The following is a 25,595-nucleotide window of genomic DNA, read 5'->3' as shown; positions in this document are numbered from 1 at the left end:
TCCTTGAAGTTCATGACCGGTTTGAGCGTCGCCCTGGCGCTGAGCGCAACATGTGCGTTTTCCGCCCTCGCCGCCGATCCCAAGCCCGATGCTGCCGTCAAGAACAGGAGCATCGACGCACGCGTCTTCCTCGACGACAAGATCAAGGCCGACGCGCCGCTCGCAACCGATTGCCTGGCCGAAGGCAAGAAGTGGCTCGACAAGAACGCAGGCGACGCTGCCGCCTCGCGCAAGCAGGACCAGCAATTCTTCAAGGACGGCGGCTGGGACTTCGAACGCAAATATTCGATCCGCTCTGTGGTGGCCGATCGCTACGTCAGCATCCTGCGCGACGACTACATGGACACCCATGGCGCCCATCCCAATTCGGACGTGAATACGATCCTGTGGGACAAATCCGAGAACAAGCGCATCTCGATCCGCCCGTTCTTCATCGAAACCGCCGACAACGGCGCGACCATGAAGGCGATGGTGAAAGCCGTGATCGCCTCGCTGAAGATCGAGAAGAAGAAGCGCGACAGCGGCGAGACCGCGACCGAGGAATGGTTCAAGGGCCTTGAGCCGAGCCTGCTCAAGATCGGCGCCGTGACGCTGGCGCCATCGACGGAGACAGGCAAGAGTTCCGGCCTGACCTTCCACTATCCGCCCTATGCCGTCGGCCCCTACGCCGAGGGCCCATATGTCGCCTTCGTTCCGTGGGAGACGTTGAAGCCCTATCTCACGGCGGAAGGCGCACGCATCTTCGGCGGCGCACGGCCGAAGGCCGACGCTGACGAACAACAATAGCAACGGAACCCGTTGCGCACGGCGACACGGGGCTGCCGCTTGCGACATCCGCGCAAAGCTGCGTAGCATGATGCGATGACGCGAGCCCGATTCCCGAGGGCGATGCCGGGAACATCAATGCCAGGAATTACGCGCCGCGTTTTCGCGGCCTCTTCAGTAGCCGCAGCCACATCCGCGCTCCTCTCGCCTGCGCGCGCGCAAGCCTACCCGGCGCGGCCGGTCACCGTGATCGTGCCCTGGGGGGCGGGCGGCGGCACGGATGCGACCGCACGCTTCATCGCGACGCTTCTCGAGAAGGAGCTCGGCCAACCTTTCCATGTCGTGAACCGTACCGGCGGGTCCGGGCTCGTCGGCCATGCCGAGATCGCAACGGCGCCGCCGGATGGCTACACCATCGGCATGCTGACCGTGGAAATCGCGATGCTGCATTGGCAGGCCATGACGCATCTGACGCCGCGGAGCTTCATGCCGCTGGCGCTGATGAACGAAGATCCGCCAGGCATCCAGGTTGCCGCCTCCTCGCCATACAGGACAGTCAAGGAGCTCGTGGACGCCATCAGGTTGGCGCCACCGGGACGGTTCAAGGCATCGGGCACCGGACAAGGCGGCATCTGGCATCTCGCGCTGGTCGGCTGGATGCAGGCGATGGGGTTGCCGGCGAATCAGGTCACGTGGTCGGCGTCGAATGGTGCAGCACCGGCCATGCAGGACCTCGTCGCGGGCAGCGTCGATCTCACCACCTGCTCGGTGCCGGAGGCACATGCGACCATCGAGGCCGGCCAGGCCCGGAGCCTCGCGATCATGGCGCCCGCGCGCAACCCGAGCTTTCCTGACGTCCCAACGCTGAAGGAGGCGCTCGGCGCCGACTATTCCACCAGCTCATGGCGCGGCATCGGTGGTCCCAGGGGCCTGTCTCCGGAGATCGCGACCAGGCTGACCGCAGCTTTGAAGACGGTGTACGATTCTTCCGCATTCAAAGACTTCATGACCAGGCGCGGCTTTGGCGCCGTGTGGCGGGATGCAAGCGATTTCAAAACCTTCATGGATGAGACTGACAGCCAGATGGGCCGAGCCATGAGGGCCGCCGGCTTTACCAAGGCCTGAGGGGGCTCTCGCCTGCCTGCTTCCTCCGTTGTAAAGCAGGGCATGGTTGAGAAGAAGTCTTCGCTCGATATCACCGCCCTCGCCCGCGACCTCCGCGCCGGTCATCGCGCAGCGCTCGCGCGCGCCATCACGCTGGTGGAGAGCCGGCGCAGCGACCATCAGGCGCAGGCGCGCGAACTGGTGCAGATGCTGTTGCCCGACACCGGCAAGGCGGTTCGCGTCGGCATCACCGGCTCGCCCGGCGTCGGCAAATCCACCACCATCGATGCGCTCGGGACCTATCTGATCGAGCAGGGCAACAAGGTCGCCGTGCTCGCGGTCGATCCATCCTCGGCCCGCAGCGGCGGCTCGATCCTCGGCGACAAGACGCGGATGGCGCGGCTGTCGGCGTCCAGCGATGCCTTCATCCGCCCCTCGCCGTCCTCGGGCACGCTCGGCGGCGTCGCGGCAAAGACACGCGAGGCCATGCTGCTGTGCGAGGCCGCCGGTTTCGACGTCGTGCTGGTCGAGACCGTCGGCATTGGCCAGTCCGAGACCGCGGTCTGCGACATGACCGATTTCTTCCTCGCGCTGATGCTGCCGGGCGGCGGCGACGAACTGCAGGGCATCAAGAAGGGCCTGGTCGAGCTCGCCGACATGATCGCGATCAACAAGGCCGACGGCGACAATCTCAAGCGCGCCAACGTCACCGCCGCCGACTATCGTGGCGCGCTGCATATCCTCAGCCCGCGGTCCGAGCATTGGCATCCGCCTGTCATCACCTATTCGGCGCTGGCCGGCACCGGCATCGCCGAGCTCTGGCAGAAGGTTCTGGATCACCGCAAGGCGATGAATGCGTCAGGTGAATTCGCGGCGCGGCGGCGCGATCAGCAGGTGAAATGGATGTGGTCGATGCTGGAGCAGCGCATGCTGTCGCGGCTGCGTAGCGAGGCGTCGGTGCGCGCCAGGGTGAAGAAGATCGAATCCGAGGTCGCCGACGGCCACCTCACGCCGGCACTCGCCGCCGAACAGATTCTGGAGTTGCTGCAATGAGCGACAAGCTCCGCGTTCTCCTCACGGGCTTCGGCCCGTTTCCCGGCGCGCCGCATAATCCGACCCAGCTGCTGGTGGCGCGGCTGGCGCAGCTGCGGCGTCCCGCGCTCGATGATGTCGAGCTGTCGCGCCACATCTTTCCGGTGACCTATGCCGCGGTCGACCGGCAATTGCCTGACGTGCTGGCAAAGGTGAAGCCGGATGCGATGCTGATGTTCGGGCTCGCGGCGCGTACGCCTTACCTGCGCATCGAGAGCCGCGCGCGCAACGCCGTCACCATGCTGTGGCCCGACGCCGCCAACACCCGCTCCAGCAAGCGCGGCATTGCCGGCCATGCCGATGCGATGAATTTCGGCCCGCATACCGCAAGACTGCTGCGTGCCGCGCGCCTCACCGGCATCGATGCGCGGCCCTCGCGCGATGCCGGCGCCTATCTCTGCAACTACTTGAGCTGGCGCGCGATCGAGAAGGTCAGAGCTGGCGCGCCGAAGCTTGCCGCGTTCATCCACATTCCGCTGCTTGCCCGCAGCGGCGCCGTGCGGCGCAAGGGCGCTCCGCGGATTACGCTGGAGGAGCTGGTAGATGCGGGAGAAGCGATGCTGATGGAGACGGTAGCGTTGGCAAGGAAGGCACGGAACACACCGCTCTCGTAGGGTGGATTAGCGAAGCGTAATCCACCTCTTCTGTCCCCCGCGGATAGAGACCGTGGTGGGTTACGCCTGACGGACTGCGCTTCGCGCAGCCGCCAGACTAACCCACCCTACGGCACCTGCGCTGGGGTAAACATTTAACCCTACCGCGAACAATCCTCACCGCCCCACCCGCCCTGCGCTACCTAACTGTCGCGGACACCCCGCGTCCGCCGAAGGACGCGTCATGGACCTCAATCGCCGTCATCTCATCGGAGCTTCGACTGCCGGCATTGCCGGTGCGCTTGCCATGCCCGCAGATGCCGCGCGCGCGGCGCCGCCGATGTCGATGCTCGGCCGTGACGCGACGCAATATGGCGTGCGACCCGGCAGCAGCGAGGACCAGACGCGCGTTCTCCAACGCGCGATCGACGAAGCTTCGCGGGCGCAGATGCCGCTCGCGCTGCCGCCCGGAATCTATCGCACGGGCCTTCTACGGCTGCCGAATGGGGCGCAACTCATCGGCGTGCGCGGCGCGACGAAGCTTGTCTTCACCGGTGGGGCCTCGGTGATCCAGAGCGAGGGCTCTGATTCAATCGGCCTCACCGGTATCACCTTCGATGGCCGGACCATTCCGCTGCCGGCGCGGCGCGGGCTGATCCATGTACTCGGCGGCCGCGACGTGCGCATCGCCGATTGCGAGATCACGGCATCCGGCGGCAGCGGCATCTGGCTTGAGCAGGTGTCGGGCGATATCTCCGGCAACATCTTGACTGACATCGCCGTGACGGCGGTGGTCTCGTTCGACGCCAGGGGCCTCAGCGTGTCCCGCAACACCATTGTCGGCACCAGCGACAACGGCATCGAGATCCTGCGCACCGCCATCGGCGATGACGGCACTCTTGTCGCCGACAACCGCATCGAGGACATCAAGGCCGGCCCGGGCGGCTCGGGGCAGTTCGGCAATGCCATCAACGCCTTCCGCGCCGGCAACGTAATCGTGCGCGGCAATCGCATCAGGAATTGCGACTACTCCGCCGTGCGCGGCAACTCGGCCTCGAATATCCATATATCTGGCAACAGCGTCAGCGACGTGCGCGAGGTCGCGCTCTATTCCGAGTTTTCGTTCGAGGCCGCCGTGATTGCCAACAACACGGTCGACGGCGCCGCCGTCGGCGTCTCCGTCTGCAATTTCAACGAGGGCGGGCGTATTGCGGTCGTTCAAGGCAATATCATCCGCAATTTGATCCCTAAGCGCCCCATCGGCACCGCGCCTGACGATGATGCCGGCGTAGGCATCTATATCGAGGCCGACACGTCGGTATCAGGCAACGTGATCGAGAACGCACCGTCCTACGGCATCGTTGCCGGCTGGGGGAAATATCTGCGCGATGTCGCGATCACGGGCAATGTGATCCGCAAGGCGCTGGCCGGCATCGGCGTCTCCGTCGTTTCAGGCGCAGGCACGGCGCTCGTCAACAACAACATGATCTCGGAAACCCCGCGCGGCGCGGTGGTCGGGCTGGACCACGCACGCGCCGTGACGGCGGACCTGTCCGCGGACGGCGCGCAGCGCTTTGCCCAGGTGGTCGTAGGCGGCAATGCCGTGCGACAATAAGTGTGCACAGTGACAGCCGGGCCGTGCATCCTTCGAGGCTCTCCATGGGACGCGATGCGTCCCATGCTTCGCGCCTCAGGATGACGGATTGGGACGTGGCGCGTCTCGGGAACGCGGATCTCAGAACGTATTCCGCAGCAGCGGGTACTTGGCTTCGATGCCGTCGAGGCTGAAGGTGAACTCGACGACGCGCTCGGGGGCCGCGACGATGTCGTCGGCGGGCGGCGTGAAGGTCTGCAGGAACGATGCGATCGACGGAGCGGCAGGCGCGATCGGATCCACCAGCGTAGCCTCCCGGGCGACTGGCGCAGGCGGAGCTGCGGGCGCCATGCGAGCGACAGGTGCTACTGGGGCATGCGGTGCAATCGGGGCCTCGACGATGTCAGCGAGGATAGCCGGCTCGGGCTCGAGCCGGACCGGAATGGAGCTCTCTGGCGCAATGTGTATGGCCTTGGGCTGCAAGATCTTGGGCTGCAAGATCTTGGGCTGCACCGTCTGGGCCTGTTCGCGCGGAAACACCCGCGGCATGGTCGCCGGCGACCAACCGAATGCAGAGGTCACGCTCGCGGCGGCTGCGGCGACGTCCTCGCCATTCGCAAGCGCGCGCCAAGTCTGGACCGCGCGCTTGGCTTCCTGGATGTTTTCGAGAAATGCGAGCTCGGAATGGTAGCGGCGCCACCGCCCGGTCTCGAACATTTCAGAGAGATGCTCCAGCCGCTGCTCTGCGAGAGCGCACCAGCGTGCCGCAATTTCACGGCCGGACGCGCCTCGGCCAGCGTCATGGCGATGAGTCATTAATCAGCCCGTCAGGAGAAAACTACGGACGCGACGCAACGCACACGAATCAATCTAGAAGCGACGGGAATATCTTGTGGAAAAGTTTTGACTTGTCCAGCAACGACACGGCTCCGGTCTCACAACACCGTAGTCACGCGGAGTTTTCAGCGGTTTGGGAGTCAAGCTTCGCACAAGCATGGCGGGCCTTCCGTGCAGCGTCGCTGAGTGATCACAGCGACGCGCCCGCGGCCTCAACCGCAAGCTGATCGCGCATCGCGCCTCAAGAAACCCGACGCCCCAAAAGAAAAGACCCGTCCGGGGGGACAACCGGACGGGTCGAGCCATATGGGCGCTTGGGGTGGATGGGCGCTCGCGCCTGATATGACTGATGGGGAGGGATGACCGCTCCCACATTATTTGGTCGTGGCAGCAGGCTGAACGTTCAATCCGGGTGTTCGATTTTTTAACCTCTGGCCCACGCGAAAGGATGTCGCAGGCGCTAGCGTGCCGCCGGCCTATCCGCCTGAGAAACCGTGGATTTATCGTCGGCGCTCGACAGCGAAGGCTGCTCGATCGCGCGGATGTTGGGGTCATCGCGCCGCTTCTCGGCATCTTCACGTTTAGTTGTACCCGACGCAGCCGCGACCGGCGTCGTGCTGTCGGCCGGAACGGCCATGACCGCGGCAAACGCATCGGGCTCGCCGTCGCCGAACAGATCATCACGCCCGGGTGAACCGAGGTCGCGTGCCGTCTTCGCCAGCGTCATGCGCAGCGCTTCCGGCTTCAGGGTGTAATTGCGCTCGAGCAGCAAGGCCGCGACGCCGGAGACATAGGCCGCCGAGAACGAGGTGCCCGACGTGATCTGATATTTGCCGTCAGGCGCCGGCAGGAAGATGTCGACGCCGGGCGCGGCCAGCGCGATGTAATTGCCGCGGTTGGATGCGGTGAACAGCTTGTCCTGCTGGTCGGTCGCGCTGACGGCGATCACGTTGGGATTGGCAGCGGGATAGAGCGGCGGCGATTTGGCGCCGGCATTGCCGGCGGCCGCGATCAGCACCAGGCCGCGCGCGGCGGTCGCCGCGATCGCTCGCTCGATCACGGCGTCCTTGGGACCGGCAAAGCTCATATTGACGATCTGGGCGCCGTGCTCGGCGGCGTAGTTGAGCGAGCGCAGGATGATGTAGGACGAGCTCTCCGCACCGCCGGCGGTGCCGCCGAAGGCCCTGATGGCGATGATGCGCGCTTCCGGCGCGCTACCCATCAGCTTCGCATGGGCCACGATGGCGCCCGCAATGCCGGTGCCATGGACGTGAGCGCCCTCGCTGCTGCCGAGTGCGTCAAAGACATCGGCGATGGAATTGGCGAGTTCGGGATGCTTTGCATCGATGCCTGAATCGATCACCGCAATCGTGACATTGGCGCCGTGCACCAGCGTGTGCGCCTGCGGCAGGCGCAGCTTGGACAGCGCATATTGCGCCGGATCGCCTTCGGGCGGGACCGCAGGCCTCTGGTCCTGCAACACGTAGCGGAAGTTCGGCTGAAGCGAGCGCACGCTCGCGTCGGCCGCGAACTCGCGCCGCGCCGTCTCGTAAGGGCGGCCGTCGGTGATGCGGAACAGGCCGACCGTGGCCCCGATCAGCGGGAAGTTTTCAGATGACAGGCGGGTCAGGCCGTGGCGCCGGGCGAGTTCGTCGGCCTCTGTCGGCGACAGCGCGCTGTCGATCTCGGCCACGAATTCATTGGCGAAACTGCGCGAGATGATGGCGACTGGCGTAGCGTTGCCACGCCCCTTGCCGGCGCTCTTCCTGGTCGTCTTGCCGGAGCCGTCGCCGCCCCCCTTCGGCTGGCCGAGGCATTCGCCATCGGCATCGCGATAGGCGTTAGAACAGGCCGGATAGAGATTTGGCGAGTAGCGCGCGTAGGGCAGCACGGGATTGACGGAACTTGGCGCGATCCGCGCGATGGTATGAACCGTCGGCGTTATGTGCGGACCATGATCGCCGCCGCCCACGGCTCTCGCCGCGCCATTTACGGAGACCGCGCCATTTACAGAGAGCGTCGGGGCGCGCGTGGGAACGCTGATCGTCGGCGTGCGCATGATCGCCTGGGCATGGGCCACTCCGATGCCAAGACAGGCGGCGAGCAGGAGCGCGGCTCCAGCCGAGGAGGCATAGGCACCGGCTCGCAACTTACTCTCGGATTTGCGCATCATTGGTGCAGGCGCTTAAGGCGCCGCCACGGCGAGGTTGACGAACTTTTCGCGCTGCATTCTGGCGAGCAGCGCTGCGAGCTCGTCCTGGCTCATCGCCTTGTCGAACTGCAGGCGGAACATGCCGCCTTTGGCATCGCCGATGATCGAGGCCTGATAGCTGTCGAGCAGCGCGGTGATGTCGGCGACACGCGCCTCGGGCGTGAAGCGCACCAGCGCCCGCGAAGGCGCAGCCGCCCCGAGCTCGCGCGTAATCGGCGCGCCGGTCGAGAGCGATGCGGTCTGGAAAGTCGCGGTCTGCGTCTTCATCAAGACAGCCCCGATGATGCCGGCCTGCAGCAGCAATGCGATGGCGCCCAGGCTCGCCGACCAGGCCAGCGTGCGCGGCGACAGGCTCGCAAAGAACGTGGCGATGCGTGCGGACAGCGGCAGCGAACTGGTCGCGCGCGCCGGCTCGGCGTCGATCGCGGCGAACAGCTTCTGCATCGCGCGCGCCGACGGTGCACCCAGGCTTTCGTTCAGGTGAATGGTCTCTTCGTATTCACCGCGGATCACCGCATATTGCTTTGCGAGCTCCGGATCGCTGGCGAGCGCTTCCTCGACGCGGCGCGCATCGCGCGCGTTCAGCGTGCCGGCGGCATGCCACGGCAGCAGCAACTCGATCTCACTGGGCTCTTGCTCCAGCATCTTCTTGCTCAAAGCCATCATGGCCAGCCTCGCTCAACGCCGGCTGCCTTCAGCAGTTCGGCCAATTTCTTGCGCGCATAGAACAAACGCGTCTTTACCGTGTTTTCCGGAATCCCGACGATTTCGGCCACTTCCTCCACGGACTTCTCGTGGTAGTAGACGAGGTCGACGATTTCCCGATGGTCCGGCGAGAGGCCGGTCAGACACTCCCGCAACGCCTCACTGGTATCCTTCTTCTGCACCACCGTTTCCGGATCGTCGGACGAATCCTCGATCGCGTTGGCGGCTTCGTCGTCCAACTCAAAATCCTTCCTGCGCCGAAGCGCAGACAGGGCCTTGAATCGGGTGATTGCCAAGAGCCAGGTGGAAACGGCGGACCGGCCCTCGAACTTGCCGGCCTGACGCCAGACGTCGAGAAACACCTCGCTGATGAGGTCTTCCGCCGTCTGCTCGTCCCGCACGAGCCTGAGCCCGAACCTGTACACCCTGACATGGTGCCGCCCGTACAGCACCTGCATGGCGAGCCGGTCGCCTTGGGCGATCCGGGCGATCAGGATCTCGTCCGTAGCCGCCTGTGTCACGCTCAAGGCACGTCTCGCAAGATTGGTCGGGTCGATGCGGGGGACGGTTCGACGGGAGAGGTAAAATTCTTCAATCTACCGCAGTCATATGGGGACTTGTGTGATCTACCACACATACGCGCAATTTCCTTGTCCCACCCGTGGCGGTCGGCCGTTTGGCTCCAAGACGGTAACATAATACAGAAACACTCTCTCGCGGACTTGCCGTGGGCCGGCGCGGTTGGCTCGGTCGAGCGTCTCTATCACGGCCCGTGCACATTATGTCGCACGGCGCAGGATTTGGTCCGCGATATCGGCCGCAATGGCTAACTGACCGCCAAATTCCGTGCCGCTCGAGGCCCTCACGCACGCGGGTCGCGTTGGGATTCGGCTCAGAAGGATACCAAACCTAAAGGCTTGCCACGTAGATTTTTTCGGCTGACATCCACCATTGGCGGGACCATGAACACGGCTGCGACGTCCTTTCCTGAGAGGAGTGCCGCAGAGGCCGCCGATCTCGTCCTCACGCGTGAGGACGCCGCGCCCGGAGTGCTGGCGCGCCGGGTGCGGCAGCGCCGGCAGATGTATGTCGGCCAGGTCGCGAGCTATTCGCTCGGCGCCTTGGTGCTGCTGCTCTATGCCTATGACGGCGCCATCCGCAGCAACGTACCATCGTTGTTCTGGATCGGCGGCGTCACGACCATCGGCATCTTCGTCGTGATGTCGGAGGCCGGCTTCGGCGACAGGCACCACGACCATTATCTCACGGTCTTCCAGATCTCGGCGCATATGGCGCTGCAATTCGTCTTCCTGGTGTCGGTGCCGACGATCGGCATTGCCTTCATCAGCGTGCTGTTCCTGATCTTCGCCTTCGGCACGCTGCGCATGACCTCGGTCCAGGCCATGCTGACCTCGGCAATCGCGACCTGCGCGCTTGCGGCCGTCTTCCTCGCCTCCGACCTGCCGATCGGCATGCCGGTCGCGACGCGGTTGCAGCGGATAGCCTCGATGCTGTGCTTCGTGCTGGTGATCGGCCAGTGCGCCTTTCTCGGCCTGTTCGGCGCCACGCTGCGCAAGATCCTGTACCGGCGCAGCATCGAGCTGAAGGCCGCCTATCGGCGCATCGAGGAACTCGCCGAGCTCGACGAGCTGACCGGCTCCTACAATCGCCGCTGCATCATGGGACTGCTCGACGCCGAGATCGAAAAGTCGCGGCAGGCGGGCGCTCCCTGCGCCATCGCGCTGATCGACCTCGACTGGTTCAAGCGCATCAACGACGCCCACGGCCATCCCATCGGCGACGAGGTGCTGCGGACCTTTGCCATCACCATCTTCGCCAACATCCGGCCCGACGACCGTTTTGGCCGCTATGGTGGCGAGGAATTCCTGCTGCTGCTGCCCGGCACCGCAAGCGAGGCTGCATTGCGCATGCTCGATCGGCTGCGCAGCATCGTCGCCGAGCTCGACTGGAGCGCATTTTCGCCCGGCATGCGCGTGACGATTTCCGCCGGCGTCGTGACGCTGCGCGCCAATGATACTGCCGACACGTTTCTCGCGCGCGCCGACAGCGCGCTCTATTCCGCCAAGGCGCAAGGGCGCAACCGCATTGTTACGGGCTGACCAATCGATTTGTCGCCGGCACGTGAGAACACGCCGCCGGACCGAACGCTCCAGGACAGGGCTATGAGATCCAAAACCGTCATATCATCCGCCAATTTGCTCGAGGAATTGCAGTCGGTGCTCGCGCACGGCACCGTCGCGCGCCGGGTCGAGACGCTGCGGCGCGTTACTGACCTGTTCGTGGGCAACGCGGTGGACTATTCGCACGACCATATCCGCGTGTTCGACGACGTCTTCCAGTGCCTGATCGAGCAGATCGAGACCTCGGCCAAAGCCTTGCTCGCCGACCGTCTCGCACCGATCGCAGCCGCACCGCCGCAGATCATCCGCACGCTGGCGCTCGACGACGTCATGGAAGTCGCAGGTCCCGTCCTGACGAAGTCGGAACGGCTGGACGAGACCACCCTGATCGAGATCGCGCGCAGCAAGAGCCAGGCCCATCTCAAGGCGATCTCGCTGCGGCGAGTGCTGTCGGAGGCGCTGACCGACGTGCTGGTGAGCCGCGGCAACGAAGACGTGGTGCAATCGACCGTCAGCAATCCGGGCGCGCAGCTCTCCGAAGGCAGCCTCACCGATCTCGTCACGCGCGCCGAGCGCGACGACGACCTCGCCACCTGCATCGGCCGGCGGCCCGATTTGCCGCGGCATCATTACCTGAAGCTCGTCGCCAAGGCTTCCCTGAGCGTTCGCAGGAAGCTGGAAGCCGCCCATCCCGAGCTCGCCAGCGAAGTGCCGAGCGCGGTCCAGCAAGCGGCGCAGCGGGTCCGCGCCGCGGCCGTGACGAGGCAGACCGAAATGGCGCGGGCGCTGGTGAAATCGCTGCACGAGGACGGCCGCCTCAACGAGTTCCAGGTCGCGACCTTCGCCGAGCAGGGCAAGTTCGACGAGGCCAATGCCGGGCTCGCGGCGCTCGCCGGCATTTCGGTCGAGACCGCCGAGAACATGATGATCGAAAGCCGCACCGAAGGCCTGATGATCCTCGCCAAGGTCGCCGGCATGCAATGGTCGAGCGTGCGCGCCATCATCGCCATGCGCGAGAAGCTTTCGGGCAGCTCGCAGACCGACATGCTGGCGTTGCGCGATACCTACGAGGCCCTGCGCTCATCCACCGCAGAGCAGGTGCTGCGCTTCCACCGCATGCAGAACGTGACGTCCGCGGCTTAATATCTCAGGACTCGCGATCCGACGGCGGCGCCGATGGCTGTCACGACCGCGGTCGCGATCGTGTACCAGGTCGCGACGAACAGCGGCGAGTCGTCGGTACAATGCGAGGCGTAGAGCGTGGCGGCCAGCCCGGCCGACAACAGACCGGCGAGCGCGCCGGCCTGCGCCGGTCGCGACGGCGCGCCATGGCGCAGGCCGAACAATGCACCCGCGAGAAGCGGCAGCGACATCGCGGGGATCGCGAGCATGCACCAGCGCGAATTCTTGCCGACCAGCCGCATCGTCATCGGCATCGCCGGCGCCATCATCGCCTCGCTGCCGATCGCCAGCGCAAGCAATCCGACGGGCAGCAGCAGGAGCCAGCCCCAGCCCCGCATCAGGGCTTCGGGCCGCGACAGATGCAGGCTGATGATGATGGCGGGAATCGCGAGCGACAAAGTCACCGCGAACTTCGCATCGAAGAACGGGTTGTGCATCGCTGTCATCACGTCCGGCCGCACGCCCAGGAAAGTCGCGAAGATCAGGATCGAGAACGGCGCCGCGACCAGCAGTCCCGTGGTCAGCAGCGCGCCGACGCGCGGGGCGCGGTGGGTGTTGTCGGCCGCGAGGGTGCGAATGAGTTGATCGGTATCCATGACTAATGGTCCCGTAGTTTGGCGGTCAGGGCCGCAAGCCCCCGATGCAGCGCGACCCGCACCGCACCTTCGCTCATGGCGTATTTCGCCGCGGTATCCTTGATCGATGCACTGTCGACCGCAATCGACTGCAATACGTCGCGCTGGCGCTGCGGCAGCGTGTTGAGCTGCGCCGTCACCTCGCCGGCCGAGGCCGTCTCCTGCGGCGCCTCGCCGGGCAGCGTCTCGGCAAAATCGTCGATATTGACGAAGACGCGCCGGCCGCGGCGCCTGAGCGCATCGATCAGCTTGTTGCGCCCGATCGCGAACAGCCAGGGGGCGAAGGGGGCTTCGCTGTCCCAGGTGTGCCGCTTCAGATGCACCGCCAACAAAATCTCCTGCACGATATCCTCGGCCTGGTCAGGAGGCTGCCCGGCACGCGCCAGGCCACGCCTCGCAGCAGCGCGCAGCACCGGCGTGACCGCTCTCAACAGGCGATGATACGCCGCATCATCCCCCGCCATGGCCGACCGCATCAGGTCGGTCCATTCGTCCTCACGTCCGCGCACGCGCGCTCCTACACGGCAATTCGGCCGCTCTTTCAATTTGTTACATCGCCAACCCTGAAATCACGAAGTCGTGATCAGAGCGCAGCCAGGGAATCCGGTCCCCACCCGGAAAAGACCGGAGGCTCATAACACCGATCGGTCCGTCTCGCATCCGGGTGCGCGGCGGCGCCCGCCAGTTTGCCGCCTTTTTGCCCCCTGTGGCCCGAAGATTCCCATTTTTTGCCGCGCTGTCGTCATGCCCCGGGGTCTCTGTTCGCACCCGGGACGGGCGAATTGGGGAGATCCTCAACATGATGAAAGCCAGCGGGCGCGCGGCATGGATTGTTCTGGCCGGGCTATTTTTGCTGTCCGCGGGCGCGGCACAGGCCGCGCCGAGCTCTGCCGCCAGCGCCAAGCCGGACAGCGCGGGCAAACAGGCCGATGCGGACAAGCAGCGGCACCACGCCTCTCGCCGCCATAGCGATAGCAAGACAGCGCAGAAATCCGGCGACAAGACTGACAAGACCAACAACGCGGACGCAACGCCGCAGGCTGGCGAGGTCAAGGTCGACAATAACGTGGCCTCGAGCCAGATGCCGCCGGAAGTCGCCAACGCCAACGCGCAGCTCGCTGCCGGCGATACGCCGCCTGCAGCTGCAGCCTCGGCGATGACCGGCCGCGCCAACGACAATGTGCAGGCCGCGGCCGATAACAACGCAGCGCCCGCCGCCGAGAACCTGGTCGTGCCGCCCGACCAGCCCAACGACCTCGACCGCGCCCTGCAACAGGACAACCCGTCTGCGCAGAAAGCGGTGATCGCCGCGACCGACGCGCAGCCGCGCCCAGCACCGGTCATGGCGAGCAGCCAGCCGAGCTCGGCCTGGGACCAGAGCTCCCTGATCGGCAAAATATTCATTGGTGTTGGCACGCTGCTGACATTGGCCTCGGCCGCGCGCATGTTCATGGCCTGATTGGCGCGTTCCGGCCCCTTGAAGGCATCCGCGCCAGCGGGCACATTGCCCGCTCCAGCAAAAGCGTGGGTGGAGCATGAGCACGTTCGAACACATCATCGTCGAAAGCAAAGGCGCAGTCGGCATCATCAAGCTGAACCGGCCAAAGATGCTCAACGCGCTCTCCTTCGGCGTCTTCCGCGAGATCGCCGCAGCCGTCGACGATCTCGAAGCCGATGACGCCATCGGCTGCATCGTCGTGACCGGCAGCGAGAAGGCCTTTGCCGCCGGCGCCGACATCAAGGAGATGCAGCCGAAGGGCTTCATCGACATGTTCTCCGAGGACTTCGCCGCGATCGGCGGCGATCGCATCGCGCGCTGCCGCAAGCCGACCATTGCCGCCGTCGCGGGTTATGCGCTGGGCGGCGGCTGCGAGCTTGCGATGATGTGCGATTTCATTATCGCTGCCGACACCGCCAGGTTCGGCCAGCCCGAGATCACGCTCGGCACGATCCCCGGCATCGGCGGCACGCAGCGTCTCACCCGTGCGATCGGCAAGTCCAAGGCCATGGATCTCTGCCTCACCGGCCGCATGATGGATGCGGCTGAGGCCGAGCGCAGCGGCCTCGTCAGCCGCATTGTGCCCGCCGACAAGCTGATGGACGAGGCGATTGCGGCGGCGGAGAAGATCGCCTCGATGTCGCGCCCTGCCGTTGCGATGGCCAAGGAAGCGGTCAACCGCGCCTTCGAGACCACGCTCGCGGAAGGCATGAGCGTCGAGCGCAATCTGTTCCACTCGACCTTCGCGCTCGAAGACCGCTCCGAAGGCATGGCGGCGTTCATCGAGAAGCGCAAGCCGGTGAACAAGAACCGGTGAACCTGACCGACGGTAAGGCTGGTGTAAGATTACATCCCCTTTTCCGCAGTCCCTGTGACGCACCTGCAACAAGCACGGATTTCGTGGGGGTTTCCCCCGCGGCAGTTTGCCTGCGAGACCCGCGCTGGGTAAACAGTTAAGAGAACCGCCGTCGGCGGGGGCGGACAGCCGGGGTTTTGCGGGATTACATGATAGGGCGTGCCGCCAGAGCTGGCCGCGTGATGACGTGGCAACGATCGGGCGTGGGTCCTGTCCTGGCGGCATGGGCCACGCTGGGGCTCTGTTCTGCCCTGCCCGCCGCGGCCTCCGCAGAGGCGCTGCCGGAGGCGCTGGTCAAGGCCTACCAGACCAATCCGCAGCTCAATGCCGAGCGCGCAAGGCAACGCGCCACCGACGAGAACGTGCCGCAGGCACTGGCCGGCTATCGGCCGCAGCTCGTGGCCAGCCTCAGCGCCGGCCTGCAGGCGGTGCGTAACTTGCTACCGAACAACACCATCCAGACCGCGACGCTGAAACCCTGGACCATCGGGGTCACGGTGTCGCAGACCCTGTTCAACGGCTTCCGCACCGCCAACAGCGTGCGTGTGGCGGAACTCCAGGTGCAATCGGGTCGCGAGGCGCTACGCAATGTCGGCCAGGGCGTGCTGCTTGACGCGGTCACCGCCTACACCAATGTGCTGGCGAACCAGTCGCTGGTGGAGGCACAGCGTTCGAACGTCGCCTTCCTGCGCGAGACGCTCTCCATCACCCAGCGCCGCCTCAACGCCGGCGACGTCACGCCGACCGACACCGCCCAGGCCGAGGCGCGTCTCAATCGCGGCCTTGCCGATCTCAATGCCGCCGAGGTTGCGCTGGCGGTGAGCCAGGCAACCTATGCGCAGGTGATCGGCAATGCCCCCTCCGCGCTTCGTCCCGCCGAGGTCGTCGATCGCTATCTGCCGAAGACCCGCGAGGATTCGATCGCGATGGCGATCCACGAGCACCCGGCGGTAATGGCCGCAAGCTTCGACGTCGACGTCGCCTCGACCAATATCCGCGTCGCCGAAGGCGCGCTGCTGCCCAGCGCCACGCTCCAGGGCAGCGCCAGCAAAAGCCGCGACAGCGACCAGACGCTCGGCACCTTCGCCACGGATCAGGCCTCGATCGTCGCCAACGTCACCGCGCCGATCTATGACGGCGGCCAGGCGGCATCGCAGACCCGTCAGGCCAAGGAAGTTACGGCCCAGAGCCGTCTGGTGCTCGACCAGGTCCGCAATCAGGCCCGTACGGCCGCGGTCAGCGCCTGGGTCGCCAATGAGGGCGCCAAGATCGCGGTCTCGGCCTCGGAGTCGGAGGTGAAGGCGGCAACCGTCGCACTCCAGGGCGTGCAGCGCGAGGCCGCCGGCGGACAGCGGACCACCGTCGATGTTCTCAACTCGCAGGCCGATCTGATCCAGGCGAGAGCCCGGCTGATCGGCGCACTGCGCGACCGCGTCATCGCCTCCTACACCCTGCTCAGCGCCGTCGGCCATCTCGACGTCAAGACGCTCAGTCTGAACACGCCGGACTATTTGCCCGAGGTGCACTACCACCAGGTCCGCGACGCCTGGCACGGACTGCGCACGCCGTCGGGACAGTAATCTCAATCCTTCGGTCGACACCCATGCAGAGCCGCCGCATCCATCTGATGGGAGCTTCGGGCTCCGGCGTGACGACGCTTGGCCGCGCGCTGGCGGGCCGGCTGGCGCTGCCGCATCACGACAGCGACGATTATTTCTGGCTGCCGACGGTGCCGCCCTACCGGACGACTCGCCCTGCCACAGACCGGCTGCGCCTGATGCGCGAGATGTTTCTGCCGCGTCTCGATTGGGTGCTGAGCGGATCCGTCACCGGATGGGGCGACGAGCTCGTGCCGCTGTTCGATCTCGTGGTCTATGTGACCACACCGCCCGACCTTCGGTTGCAGCGCCTGCGCGCCCGGGAAGCTGCGCATTTCGGCACTGAAGCCGTCGCGCAGGGCGGCTGGCGTCATGAGGAGACGGAGTCGTTCGTCGAATGGGCCTCGCATTACGAAGCCGGTGATCGCGAGGGCCGCAGTCTCGCAAAGCATGAGGCCTGGCTCGCGCGCCTGCCCTGCCCGATCGTCCGCGTCGACGGTTCGCGGCCCGTTGCGGAGCTGGTCGAGCAGCTATGCAGCCACGTGGCGGAACTGCCCGGTTGATGTGATATCGTGCGGCGCTTCTATCGCGACGCCGGAGCAGCCATGACCGACAAGATCTACGCGCGAGCCGCGCAACCCGCGACGTCGATCAATTTCGACGTGCCGGCACATGCCTGCGATTGCCACACCCACATCCATGGCGACGTCGAAAAGTTTCCGTTCTTCGCGGGGCGCGTCTATACGCCGGGACCTGCTAGCCCTGAAGAGATGGCGGCGCTGCACAAGGCGCTGCACATCGAGCGCGTGGTGATCGTCACGCCGAGCGTCTACGGCCCCGACAATTCCTCCAGCCTGTTCGGGATGAAGGCGCGCGGCGACACCGCGCGCGGCGTGGCCGTGATCGACGACAACACCACCGAAGCTCAACTGGACGCGATGCATGCGGACGGTTTTCGCGGCATCCGCATTAACCTCGCAACCGATGGCGTCAACAATCCCGATATCGGCCGTGCTCGCTTTACGGCTGCCGCCGAGCGCATGACGGCACGTGGCTGGCATGTGCAGCTCTACACCACGCTGGCGATGATCTCCGCCATCAAGGATCTCGTGCTGGCCTCGCCGGTGCCTGCGGTTTTCGACCATTTCGGTGGGCTCGAGGCCTCGCTCGGGTTGGAGCAGCCCGGCTTTGCCGACCTCGTCGCACTGGTCAAGTCAGGCAAAGCCTACGTGAAAATCTCGGGCGCCTATCGCTCGTCGAACTTGGCGCCCGATTATCAGGACATCGCGCCGTATGCGCGTGCGCTGATCGCTGCGAACCCGGATCGCATCGTCTGGGGCACCGACTGGCCGCATCCGGATTCGGCGCAAGTGGCGGGGCGCAAGGCCACCGGCATCGCACCGTTCCACCAGATCGACGACGGCCGGCTGCTCAACCAGCTTCCAGTGTGGGCACCGGATGCGGACGTTCGCAGGAAGATCCTGGTCGACAATCCCGCGCGGCTCTACGGCTTTTGAGATCAGCGCGCCCGGCGCGAGAAGAACGAGATCAGCACCGGCAGCGTCACCAGGATCACGACGGGCGCCAGCATCATGCCGGTGACGACCACGACCGCGAGCGGCTTCTGCACCTGCGAGCCGATGCCTTCGGACAACGCGGCCGGGAGCAGGCCGACGCCGGCAACGACGCATGTCATCAGGACCGGCCGAAGCTGCAATTCGCCGGTGCGGACCACCGCGCTCATGCGGTCCATGCCCTCTTCGATCAGCTGGTTGAACTGCGAGAGGATGATGATGCCGTCCATCACGGCGATGCCGAACAGCGCGATGAACCCGATCGCCGCCGAGACGCTGAAGGCGGTGCCGGAGATGAACAGCCCCAGCACGCCACCGAAGATCGCCATCGGGATCACGCTCATGGCGAGCAAGGTGTCGGTCATCGAGCCGAAATTGAACCAGAGCAGGATGCCGATCAGCGCCAGCGAGATCGGCACCACGATCGACAGGCGCCGGATCGCGTCCTGGAGATTGCCGAACTCGCCGACCCATTCCATGTGCGAACCGGGCGGCAATTGCACCTGGTCGGCGATCTTCTGCTGCGCTTCGCGGATGGCGCTGCCGAGGTCGCGCTCACGCACCGAGAACTTGATCGGCAGATAGCGCTCCTGCTGCTCGCGATAGATGTAGGCTGCGCCCGAGACGAGGCTGATATTGGCGACCTCGCTCAGTGGAATCTGGGTGATGGAGCCGTTCGGTCCGGGCGCGCCGATCCTGATATTCTGGATCGCCTCGGCGCTGCGGCGGTACTCCGGCGCAAGGCGAACGATGATCGGGAAGTGGCGATCGCTGCCCGGCTCGTAGAGATCGCCCGCGGTGTCGCCGCCGATCGCGACCTTGATGGTGGCATTGATGTCGCCGGGCGCCAGGCCATAGCGCGCGGCCTTGGCGCGGTCGATGTCGATCTGCACGGTCGGCTGCCCCAGCGAGGTGAAGACGGCGAGGTCGGTGACACCTTGCACCGTCGACAGCACCTGTTTGATCTTGTTGGCGGTATCGGTCAGCGCCTGGAGATCGTTGCCGAACAGCTTGATCGAGTTCTCGCCCTTCACGCCGGAGACGGCTTCGGAGACGTTGTCCTGGAGATATTGCGAGAAGTTGAACTCGACGCCGGGGAAGCGATCGTCGAGCTGCTTGAGCAGCTCCGCGGTCAGCTCCTCCTTGTCATGCGTGCCGGGCCATTGGCTCGCGGGCTTCAGCGGCGCGAAGAACTCGGCGTTGAAGAAACCGGCGGCGTCGGTACCGTCGTCGGGACGGCCGTGCTGCGACACCACGGATTCGACCTCGGGCCGGGCGCGGATCAGCTTGCGCATCTCGTTGACGTAGGTGTTGCCTTCCTGCAGCGAGATGGTCGGCGGCAACGTGGCGCGGATCCAGAGATTGCCCTCTTCCAGCTTGGGCAGGAATTCGAGGCCGAGCAGCCGGCCGAAGGTGACCGTCATCATCACGAGGCCGACCGCGCCGCCGAGGACGATGGCGCGGTTGGCGACGGCCCAGTTCAGCACCGGCATGTAGAGCCGGTGCAGGACCTGCATCACGCGGGTCTCGGTCTCCTCGACATGGGCGGGCAGAATGATCGCGGACAGCGCGGGCGTGACGGTGAAGGTCGCCAGCAGGCCGCCGGCGAGCGCGTAGGCATAGGTGCGCGCCATGGGTCCGAAGATGTTGCCCTCGACGCCCGACAGCGTGAACAGCGGCAGGAAGGCCGCGATGATGATGGCGGCGGCAAAGAAGATCGAGCGCGAGACGTCGGCGGCGGCGCTGAGGATGGCATGGCTCTTCATGCCGAACAGCGTCTCTGGCGACATCTGCTCCGATTCCGACGGTGGCGTGGTCTGCGTCAGGCGGCGGAAGATCGCCTCCACCATGATGACGGTGGCATCCACGATCAGGCCGAAATCGATGGCACCGACCGAGAGCAGGTTGGCCGATTCCCCGCGAAGCACCAGGATGATCACGGCGAAGAACAGCGCGAACGGTATCGTGGCGCCGACGATCAGCGCGCTTCTGAGATCGCCGAGAAAGATCCACTGCAGCAGCACGATCAGCAGGATGCCCACCACCATGTTGTGCAGCACGGTGTGCGTGGTGAGGTCGATCAGGTCCTTGCGGTCGTAGATGCGCTCGATGCGCACGCCCGGCGGCAGGATGGTCGAGCCGTTGATCTGATTGACGAGCTGCTCGACGCGGTTGATGGTCGGCGTGCTCTGCTCGCCGCGCCGCATCAGCACGATGCCCTGCACGATGTCGTCGGAATCGTCGAGGCCGGCGATGCCGAGCCGCGGCTTCTGGCCGACGGTGACGGTGGCGACGTCCTTCACCAGCACCGGATTGCCGTTGGTCTGGGCCACCATGGTGTTGGCGAGATCGTCGATCGACTTGATCAGGCCGACACCGCGCACCACGGCCGATTGCTGGCCGATATTGACGGTGTTGCCGCCGACATTGACGTTGGAGTTGCTGACCGCCTGGAGCAGCTGCGGCAGCGTCAGGCCGTTGGCGACCAGCTTGTTGTTGTCGACCTCGAGCTCATAGGTCTTGCTCTTGCCGCCCCAGCCGGTGACGTCGATCACGCCGGGCACGGCGCGGAAGCGGCGCTGCAGGATCCAGTCCTGGATGGTCTTGAGGTCGAGCACGCTGTAGTTCGGCGGGCCGACCAGCCGATAGCGGAAGATTTCGCCGATCGGACTCAGCGGCGAGATCTGCGGCTGCACGTTGCCCGGCAGCGGCGCCAGCTGCGCCAGGCGATTCAAGACCTGCTGCAGCGCCTCTTCGTAAGTGTAGGCGAAGGAGAACTGCAGTTTGATATCGGACAGGCCGTACAGCGAGATGGTGCGGATCGTCGTCAGGTTCTTCAGGCCCGCGACCTGGGTCTCGATCGGGATCGTGATATAGCGCTCGATCTCTTCCGCCGACAGGCCGGGGCTCTGGGTGACGATGTCGACCATCGGCGGGGTCGGATCGGGATAAGCCTCGATGTTGAGCTGGTTGAACGCAATCAGGCCGCCGATGAGCACGGCGACGAACATGCCGACCATCAGGAAGCGCCGGTTGACGGCAAGGGCGACGAGACGGTCCATTCAGGTTTTTCGCAGTTTCGTGGGGCTCGTCGATCAGCTACCGGACGCCGCGCGGTCGATGAACAGGCTGCCTTTGACGACGATCTGTTCGCCGGGCTTCAGGTTGCTGGTGACCTCGACGAGGTTGCCATTGATGAGCCCCACTCTGATCTGGCGGAGCTCGACCGACTTGTCTTCACGCGCGACCCAGATGCGGACCTGGTCGCCTTCGTAGATCAGCGCCTGCTTCGGCACCGCCGGCGCCGCGCGGTCGCCGGCCGAATAGATCGTGACGTTTGCGAACATTTCCGGCTTGAGCAGGCCGTCCTTGTTGTCGATGGTGGCGCGCACCAGCAGACGGCGCGTGTTGGGGTCGATCGCGGCGGCGACATAGTTGATCTTGGCGGTCAAGGGGCGGCCCGGCAGCGCCATCACGTTGACGGAGATGTCCTGTCCGACGCTGACTTGAGCTGCATCGCTCTCGCGCACGAAGGCGGTGAGCCAGACCGTGGAGAGATCGCCGATCACGAAGACAGGATCGCTGGCGCCGGCGCTGACATATTGCCCGGGGCCGATCTTGCGCTGCACGACCGTGCCCGAGAGCGGCGCATAGATCGTGATCTCAGGGTTGATGGTGCCCTTGTTCTGGAACGTCTTGATCGTCTCGTCGGTGAAGCCGAGAATGCGCAGCTTGTTGGTCGCAGCTTCCAGTGCCGTCACTGCCGAGCGCATGTCGTTCTGCGCCTGGACCTGGGTCGCTTCCGCCTGCTGATAATCCTTGAGCGGAATGGCGCGGCCCTCGTAGAGATCCTTGGCGCGCTTGTACTGGATGTCGGCAAGCTCCAGCGCAGACCTTGCCTTGTTCTGCGACGTCATCGCCGCGATGAAATCGTTTTGGGCCTGCACGGTATCGGCGGCCTCGATCGTGAACAGCGGTTGACCCTGGGTCACGCTCTCGCCCGGCTTGGCAAGCAGCTTGGTCACCCGGCCTGCATAGGGCGAGAACACCGGCGTCGAGCGGTCCTCATCGACCGCGACCTTGCCCTCGGTGACGTACTCGGCACGGAAGGTTTTGGCGTTGACCGGCTCGATCGTCAGCGTCGCCCATTCGGACGGTGTCGGCGTGAAATTCTGCGCGTTCTTGCGCGACTGGCTGGAGACTTCGGAGTGCTTCTTGTCCTTGGCGCCGGCAAACAGGAAGCCGTAGGCGCCAGCCCCGACAAGCGCCAGTAAAACTACGGATGTGATCACCCGTCGTTTTGTAAGCACCTGCAATTGCTTGGTCTTTTCAGCTACCATGGGGCCCGGTCAAGTCTGCGACGATCTCGGCAGACGACTGCCTCATCGGTCGCGCTAATAGTGCCGATTTAGGATTTCAAACAACCTAAAAAACGCTGGCGGTCCTTCGGTTTGCGTTAAAATTCTACCACACGTCAGCTTCACGTCAGCTTCAGCGCGGCCATTGCGGCGAATGGCTGCCGAGCGGCATCGCCGGACGGCTCCAACGCGCCGGCGTCCGCGACAGCACGGCCGAGTGACGCACCGCCTGCAACGTGCCGAAGCCAGATGACACCGTTTCCATGAACGCTGCATGTACGACCTCACCCGTAAGATCCGGGGTCTCGAGACCGCTTTCGAGCCGACCGAGATTCCACAGCCAGCGACCGGTCTGCGCCAGCGACACGCGCACATGCCAGCTGCCGCCTTCGCGGGCCTGGCGCGCCTTCGCCATCATTGCGCCGAACGCCATCAGATAGCCGGTGGCGTGGTCGAGTATCTGGGCCGGCAATTCCTTCGGACCATCGATGCCGGCGGCCTTGCCTTCCGCATGGTTGAAGCCCGTCGCGGTCTGCACCAGCGAATCGAAGCCGCGTCGTTCGGCCCAAGGGCCGGCATGGCCGTAAGCCGATAGCGTGACGTAGACGATGCCGGGATTGATGTGCGCGACCTCTTCCGGCGAGAAGCCGAGGCTGGCGAGCGCGCGCGGGCGGTAGCCTTGCGAGAAGATGTCGGCATCTTTGAGCAATTCGCGCAGCTGCGCCCGGCCCGCTTCGCTCTTCAGGTCGATGAAGGTGGTGAGCTTGCCGCGGCCAGTGTCGATGGTGAGCCAGGGAATGGCCGGCAGTTCCGGCCCCGACACCAAGAGCACATCCGCTCCGTGTGCAGCGAGCGTGCGGCCGGCGACGGGCCCTGCGATGACGCGAGAGAGATCGAGCACGCGGAGACCGGCGAGCGGCCGATCGCCCTTCGGCCATTGCTTCGGCCGGGCATCGCCGATCTTCTCGATCGAGATCAGCGGCAGCTCGGCGAGCGCGCGCGCCTGCGGCAGCGCCGACCAGTCGTCGTAAGAGCGCATCAGCGCAACGACGCCGCCGGCGGCATAGGCTGCCGTTTCAAAATCCTCGCCCTTCCATTGCATCAGCGCGGCCTGCACCTTGTCACGCTCGGGGGCGCAACCAAGCACCTTGCAGACGGCGTCGCGGTGATGCGGGAAATTGGTGTGGCAGCGGACAAAGCTGTTGTCTCCGGTCCTGTAGACGCCGGCGATGGCGTCCCAGGCCGGCGGCGGAGGCTTGTCGTCGAGGCGCAGATAACGCTCGGAGCGGCATTCGACGACGGCGTGGCGCATGTCGACGTTGACCTTCTGCACCTCGCCGCTGCGCAGCCGCCAGATCTCGGCGGCGGCAAGGCCTGCGGCGGCGATTGTCGTTTGTCCGGCGACGGCGACGCGAAACGAGGACGGAATCTGCGGCTCCTCGCCGGTCAGATGCATATGTTCGAGCGCGGCAGGCTCTCCGTCAGCGGAGGTCCAGATGTCCTTGAGAATGTCGGTAGGGCTTTGCATGGCCTCTTTTCTCCCTTTAGCTTTGCGATCACCCCATTAGCACGGAAAGGATTGCAATGGCCGCCATCGATCCCCTCACCGCAGGCGCCGTGTTCGTCGCAACGGCGGCCACCGACGCGGTCTATGTGATGTTTACGTCAGCCGTGGTCGCCCGCAAGCGCGTGCCGGCCGCAAGCTGGAGCGCGATCTGGTATCTGCTCTCCTCCTATGCCGTGATCAGCTACACCGAAAACGCCGTCTATGTGGCCTTCGCCGCGATCGGTTCCTGGGTCGGCGCCTTTGCGTCGCTGACCTTCCTGCACCGTCCGCCCGGCGGCCCACCGGTGGGGGCCGCGCCGGAGTGAGGGGAGCGCTGTTCCGGCTCGCACGGTGTCATCATCCGCGAAAGCGGATGATCCAGTATTCCAGAGGCGGTTGTGATCGAACCGCGAGGCCGCGGCGTGCTGGATACCCCGCTTTCGCGGGGTATGACACCGAGAACCAATTCGACATCCTTGCTCAAACAACTAAGCTCCCTACGATCAACAAAAAGGAATCCCAAACCATGGATCTCGGTCTCAAAGGGAAAAACGCCGTCGTGCTCGGCGGCACGCGTGGCATCGGGCGGGCGATTGCGGCAACGCTGGCCGGTGAAGGCAGCAATGTCGCGGTGTGCGCGCGCAATGCTGAGCAGGTCGCGGCCACCGTTGCTGAATTAAAGGCGAGCGGCATCAACGCCACCGGCGGCAAGGTTGACGTCACCGATGGCGCCGCGCTGAAGGCGTGGATCGAGGACGCGGCAAAAGAGCTTGGCGGCGTCGACCTGCTGTTCGCCAATGCGGGTGCGATGGCGCAAGGCCATGATCCCGCATCATGGGAGCAGAATTTCCGGCTCGACGTGCTCGGCGCCGTGCATGCATTCGACGCGGCACGGCCGTTCCTCGAGGCCAGCGGCGAGAGAAGCGGTGATGCCGCCTTCGTCATCATCTCCTCGATCTCGGCGGCGCAGGCCGATCTCGCCAGCTCCTACGGCCCGATCAAGGCGGCGCTGATCCACATGGCGAAAGGCCTGGCGCGGCAATACGCCAAGAAGAAGATCCGCGTGAATGTCGTCTCGCCCGGCACGGTCTATTTCAAGGGCGGCGTCTGGGAGATGATCGAGAAGAACATGCCCGAGCGTTACAACGACGCGATGAAGCGCAATCCGACCGGGCGCATGGCAACGCCGCAGGAGATCGCGAACGCGGCGGTGTTTCTGGCAAGCCCGGTATCGGGATTCACGACGGGGTCGAACCTCGTCGTGGATGGCGCGATCTCGAACCGGGTGAATTTTTAAGGAAGCGC

Annotated in this window: 23 protein-coding genes; 14 read left to right on the top strand and 9 right to left on the bottom strand. The window is 65.2% G+C overall.

The window, feature by feature from the left end; all coding sequences use genetic code 11:
* The first annotated feature begins 12 nt into the window (after positions 1–12).
* The 5 genes from HYH07_RS18340 to HYH07_RS18320 all read left to right on the top strand — a co-directional run bounded on the left by HYH07_RS18340 (position 13) and on the right by HYH07_RS18320 (position 5,169).
* Positions 13–786 (top strand): RsiV family protein, encoded by a 774-nt coding sequence (locus HYH07_RS18340; RefSeq protein ID WP_220003863.1) that lies wholly within the window; start codon positions 13–15, stop codon positions 784–786.
* Between the two features lie 117 nt (positions 787–903).
* Positions 904–1,890, top strand: coding sequence for a tripartite tricarboxylate transporter substrate binding protein (locus HYH07_RS18335; protein WP_220003797.1), 987 nt, complete (start codon positions 904–906; stop codon positions 1,888–1,890).
* Positions 1,891–1,932: 42 nt separating this feature from the next.
* Positions 1,933–2,922 carry a methylmalonyl Co-A mutase-associated GTPase MeaB gene (meaB, locus tag HYH07_RS18330; RefSeq protein WP_220003796.1) on the top strand — a complete coding sequence of 330 codons (990 nt, stop codon included), beginning with the start codon at positions 1,933–1,935 and terminating at the stop codon, positions 2,920–2,922.
* Positions 2,919–3,575: a pyroglutamyl-peptidase I gene (locus tag HYH07_RS18325; protein ID WP_220003795.1), complete on the top strand. Its 657-nt coding sequence runs from the start codon at positions 2,919–2,921 to the stop codon at positions 3,573–3,575. Before meaB ends, HYH07_RS18325 begins: the two co-directional genes overlap by 4 nt.
* Positions 3,576–3,798: 223 nt before the next feature.
* The gene (locus tag HYH07_RS18320) at positions 3,799–5,169 is read left to right on the top strand and encodes a TIGR03808 family TAT-translocated repetitive protein (RefSeq protein ID WP_220003794.1); all 1,371 of its coding nucleotides are present in this window, start codon (positions 3,799–3,801) and stop codon (positions 5,167–5,169) included.
* A 120-nt stretch (positions 5,170–5,289) separates the two neighbouring features.
* Here HYH07_RS18320 and HYH07_RS18315 read toward each other — a convergent pair whose 3' ends face one another.
* The 4 genes from HYH07_RS18315 to HYH07_RS18300 form a co-directional block, all read right to left on the bottom strand.
* Entirely contained in the window at positions 5,290–5,964 is a 675-nt protein-coding gene (locus HYH07_RS18315) for a TIGR03809 family protein (protein ID WP_220003793.1), read from the bottom strand.
* 481 nt (positions 5,965–6,445) lie between these two features.
* A complete protein-coding gene (locus HYH07_RS18310) occupies positions 6,446–8,158 on the bottom strand; it encodes a S8 family serine peptidase (protein WP_220003792.1) in 1,713 nt (570 codons plus the stop codon).
* 12 nt (positions 8,159–8,170) lie between these two features.
* Positions 8,171–8,863 (bottom strand): hypothetical protein, encoded by a 693-nt coding sequence (locus tag HYH07_RS18305; protein WP_220003791.1) that lies wholly within the window; start codon positions 8,861–8,863, stop codon positions 8,171–8,173.
* Positions 8,860–9,429: a sigma-70 family RNA polymerase sigma factor gene (locus HYH07_RS18300; RefSeq protein WP_220003790.1), complete on the bottom strand. Its 570-nt coding sequence runs from the start codon at positions 9,427–9,429 to the stop codon at positions 8,860–8,862. Before HYH07_RS18300 ends, HYH07_RS18305 begins: the two co-directional genes overlap by 4 nt.
* 435 nt (positions 9,430–9,864) lie before the next feature.
* On the opposite strand from HYH07_RS18300, the gene HYH07_RS18295 reads away from it, so the two are divergent.
* On the top strand, positions 9,865–11,022 hold the full coding sequence (locus tag HYH07_RS18295) for a GGDEF domain-containing protein (RefSeq protein WP_220003789.1): 1,158 nt from the start codon (positions 9,865–9,867) through the stop codon (positions 11,020–11,022).
* Between the two features lie 63 nt (positions 11,023–11,085).
* A complete protein-coding gene (locus HYH07_RS18290) occupies positions 11,086–12,186 on the top strand; it encodes a DUF2336 domain-containing protein (protein WP_220003788.1) in 1,101 nt (366 codons plus the stop codon).
* Here the strand turns inward: HYH07_RS18290 and HYH07_RS18285 are convergent.
* Together HYH07_RS18285 and HYH07_RS18280 are read right to left on the bottom strand one after the other, a co-directional pair.
* Positions 12,183–12,821 carry an NrsF family protein gene (locus HYH07_RS18285; RefSeq protein WP_220003787.1) on the bottom strand — a complete coding sequence of 213 codons (639 nt, stop codon included), beginning with the start codon at positions 12,819–12,821 and terminating at the stop codon, positions 12,183–12,185. The two genes, HYH07_RS18290 and HYH07_RS18285, sit on opposite strands and share 4 nt — an antisense overlap.
* 2 nt (positions 12,822–12,823) lie before the next feature.
* Positions 12,824–13,369: a sigma-70 family RNA polymerase sigma factor gene (locus HYH07_RS18280; protein ID WP_057753021.1), complete on the bottom strand. Its 546-nt coding sequence runs from the start codon at positions 13,367–13,369 to the stop codon at positions 12,824–12,826.
* A 290-nt stretch (positions 13,370–13,659) separates the two neighbouring features.
* Between HYH07_RS18280 and HYH07_RS18275 the strand changes: the two genes are divergently transcribed.
* The 5 genes from HYH07_RS18275 (at position 13,660) to HYH07_RS18255 (ending at position 18,329) form a co-directional block, all read left to right on the top strand.
* Positions 13,660–14,319: a hypothetical protein gene (locus HYH07_RS18275; RefSeq protein WP_220003862.1), complete on the top strand. Its 660-nt coding sequence runs from the start codon at positions 13,660–13,662 to the stop codon at positions 14,317–14,319.
* A gap of 76 nt (positions 14,320–14,395) precedes the next feature.
* Positions 14,396–15,175 (top strand): enoyl-CoA hydratase, encoded by a 780-nt coding sequence (locus tag HYH07_RS18270; RefSeq protein WP_057753019.1) that lies wholly within the window; start codon positions 14,396–14,398, stop codon positions 15,173–15,175.
* Between the two features lie 188 nt (positions 15,176–15,363).
* Positions 15,364–16,794 carry a TolC family outer membrane protein gene (locus tag HYH07_RS18265; RefSeq protein WP_220003786.1) on the top strand — a complete coding sequence of 477 codons (1,431 nt, stop codon included), beginning with the start codon at positions 15,364–15,366 and terminating at the stop codon, positions 16,792–16,794.
* A 23-nt stretch (positions 16,795–16,817) separates the two neighbouring features.
* On the top strand, positions 16,818–17,375 hold the full coding sequence (locus tag HYH07_RS18260) for a hypothetical protein (protein ID WP_220003785.1): 558 nt from the start codon (positions 16,818–16,820) through the stop codon (positions 17,373–17,375).
* A 42-nt stretch (positions 17,376–17,417) separates the two neighbouring features.
* Positions 17,418–18,329 carry an amidohydrolase family protein gene (locus tag HYH07_RS18255; protein WP_220003784.1) on the top strand — a complete coding sequence of 304 codons (912 nt, stop codon included), beginning with the start codon at positions 17,418–17,420 and terminating at the stop codon, positions 18,327–18,329.
* A gap of 2 nt (positions 18,330–18,331) precedes the next feature.
* Here the strand turns inward: HYH07_RS18255 and HYH07_RS18250 are convergent, their stop codons facing one another.
* The 3 genes from HYH07_RS18250 to HYH07_RS18240 all read right to left on the bottom strand — a co-directional run bounded on the left by HYH07_RS18250 (position 18,332) and on the right by HYH07_RS18240 (position 24,272).
* On the bottom strand, positions 18,332–21,448 hold the full coding sequence (locus HYH07_RS18250; RefSeq protein ID WP_220003783.1) for an efflux RND transporter permease subunit: 3,117 nt from the start codon (positions 21,446–21,448) through the stop codon (positions 18,332–18,334).
* A gap of 33 nt (positions 21,449–21,481) precedes the next feature.
* Positions 21,482–22,726 carry an efflux RND transporter periplasmic adaptor subunit gene (locus HYH07_RS18245; RefSeq protein WP_220003782.1) on the bottom strand — a complete coding sequence of 415 codons (1,245 nt, stop codon included), beginning with the start codon at positions 22,724–22,726 and terminating at the stop codon, positions 21,482–21,484.
* 151 nt (positions 22,727–22,877) lie between these two features.
* Positions 22,878–24,272 (bottom strand): CoA transferase, encoded by a 1,395-nt coding sequence (locus tag HYH07_RS18240; protein WP_220003781.1) that lies wholly within the window; start codon positions 24,270–24,272, stop codon positions 22,878–22,880.
* Positions 24,273–24,328: 56 nt separating this feature from the next.
* Between HYH07_RS18240 and HYH07_RS18235 the strand changes: the two genes are divergently transcribed.
* Both HYH07_RS18235 and HYH07_RS18230 read left to right on the top strand, forming a co-directional pair.
* Entirely contained in the window at positions 24,329–24,616 is a 288-nt protein-coding gene (locus HYH07_RS18235; protein ID WP_057753013.1) for a hypothetical protein, read from the top strand.
* Positions 24,617–24,816: 200 nt separating this feature from the next.
* The gene (locus HYH07_RS18230; RefSeq protein ID WP_220003780.1) at positions 24,817–25,587 is read left to right on the top strand and encodes an SDR family NAD(P)-dependent oxidoreductase; all 771 of its coding nucleotides are present in this window, start codon (positions 24,817–24,819) and stop codon (positions 25,585–25,587) included.
* Positions 25,588–25,595 lie beyond the last annotated feature (8 nt).

The organism is Bradyrhizobium sp. BR 10261, from assembly GCF_019455395.1.
GTDB lineage: Bacteria > Pseudomonadota > Alphaproteobacteria > Rhizobiales > Xanthobacteraceae > Bradyrhizobium > Bradyrhizobium manausense.
The sequence above is the reverse complement of the archived record's forward strand: the minus strand, read 5'-3'. Positions and strand labels throughout refer to the sequence as shown.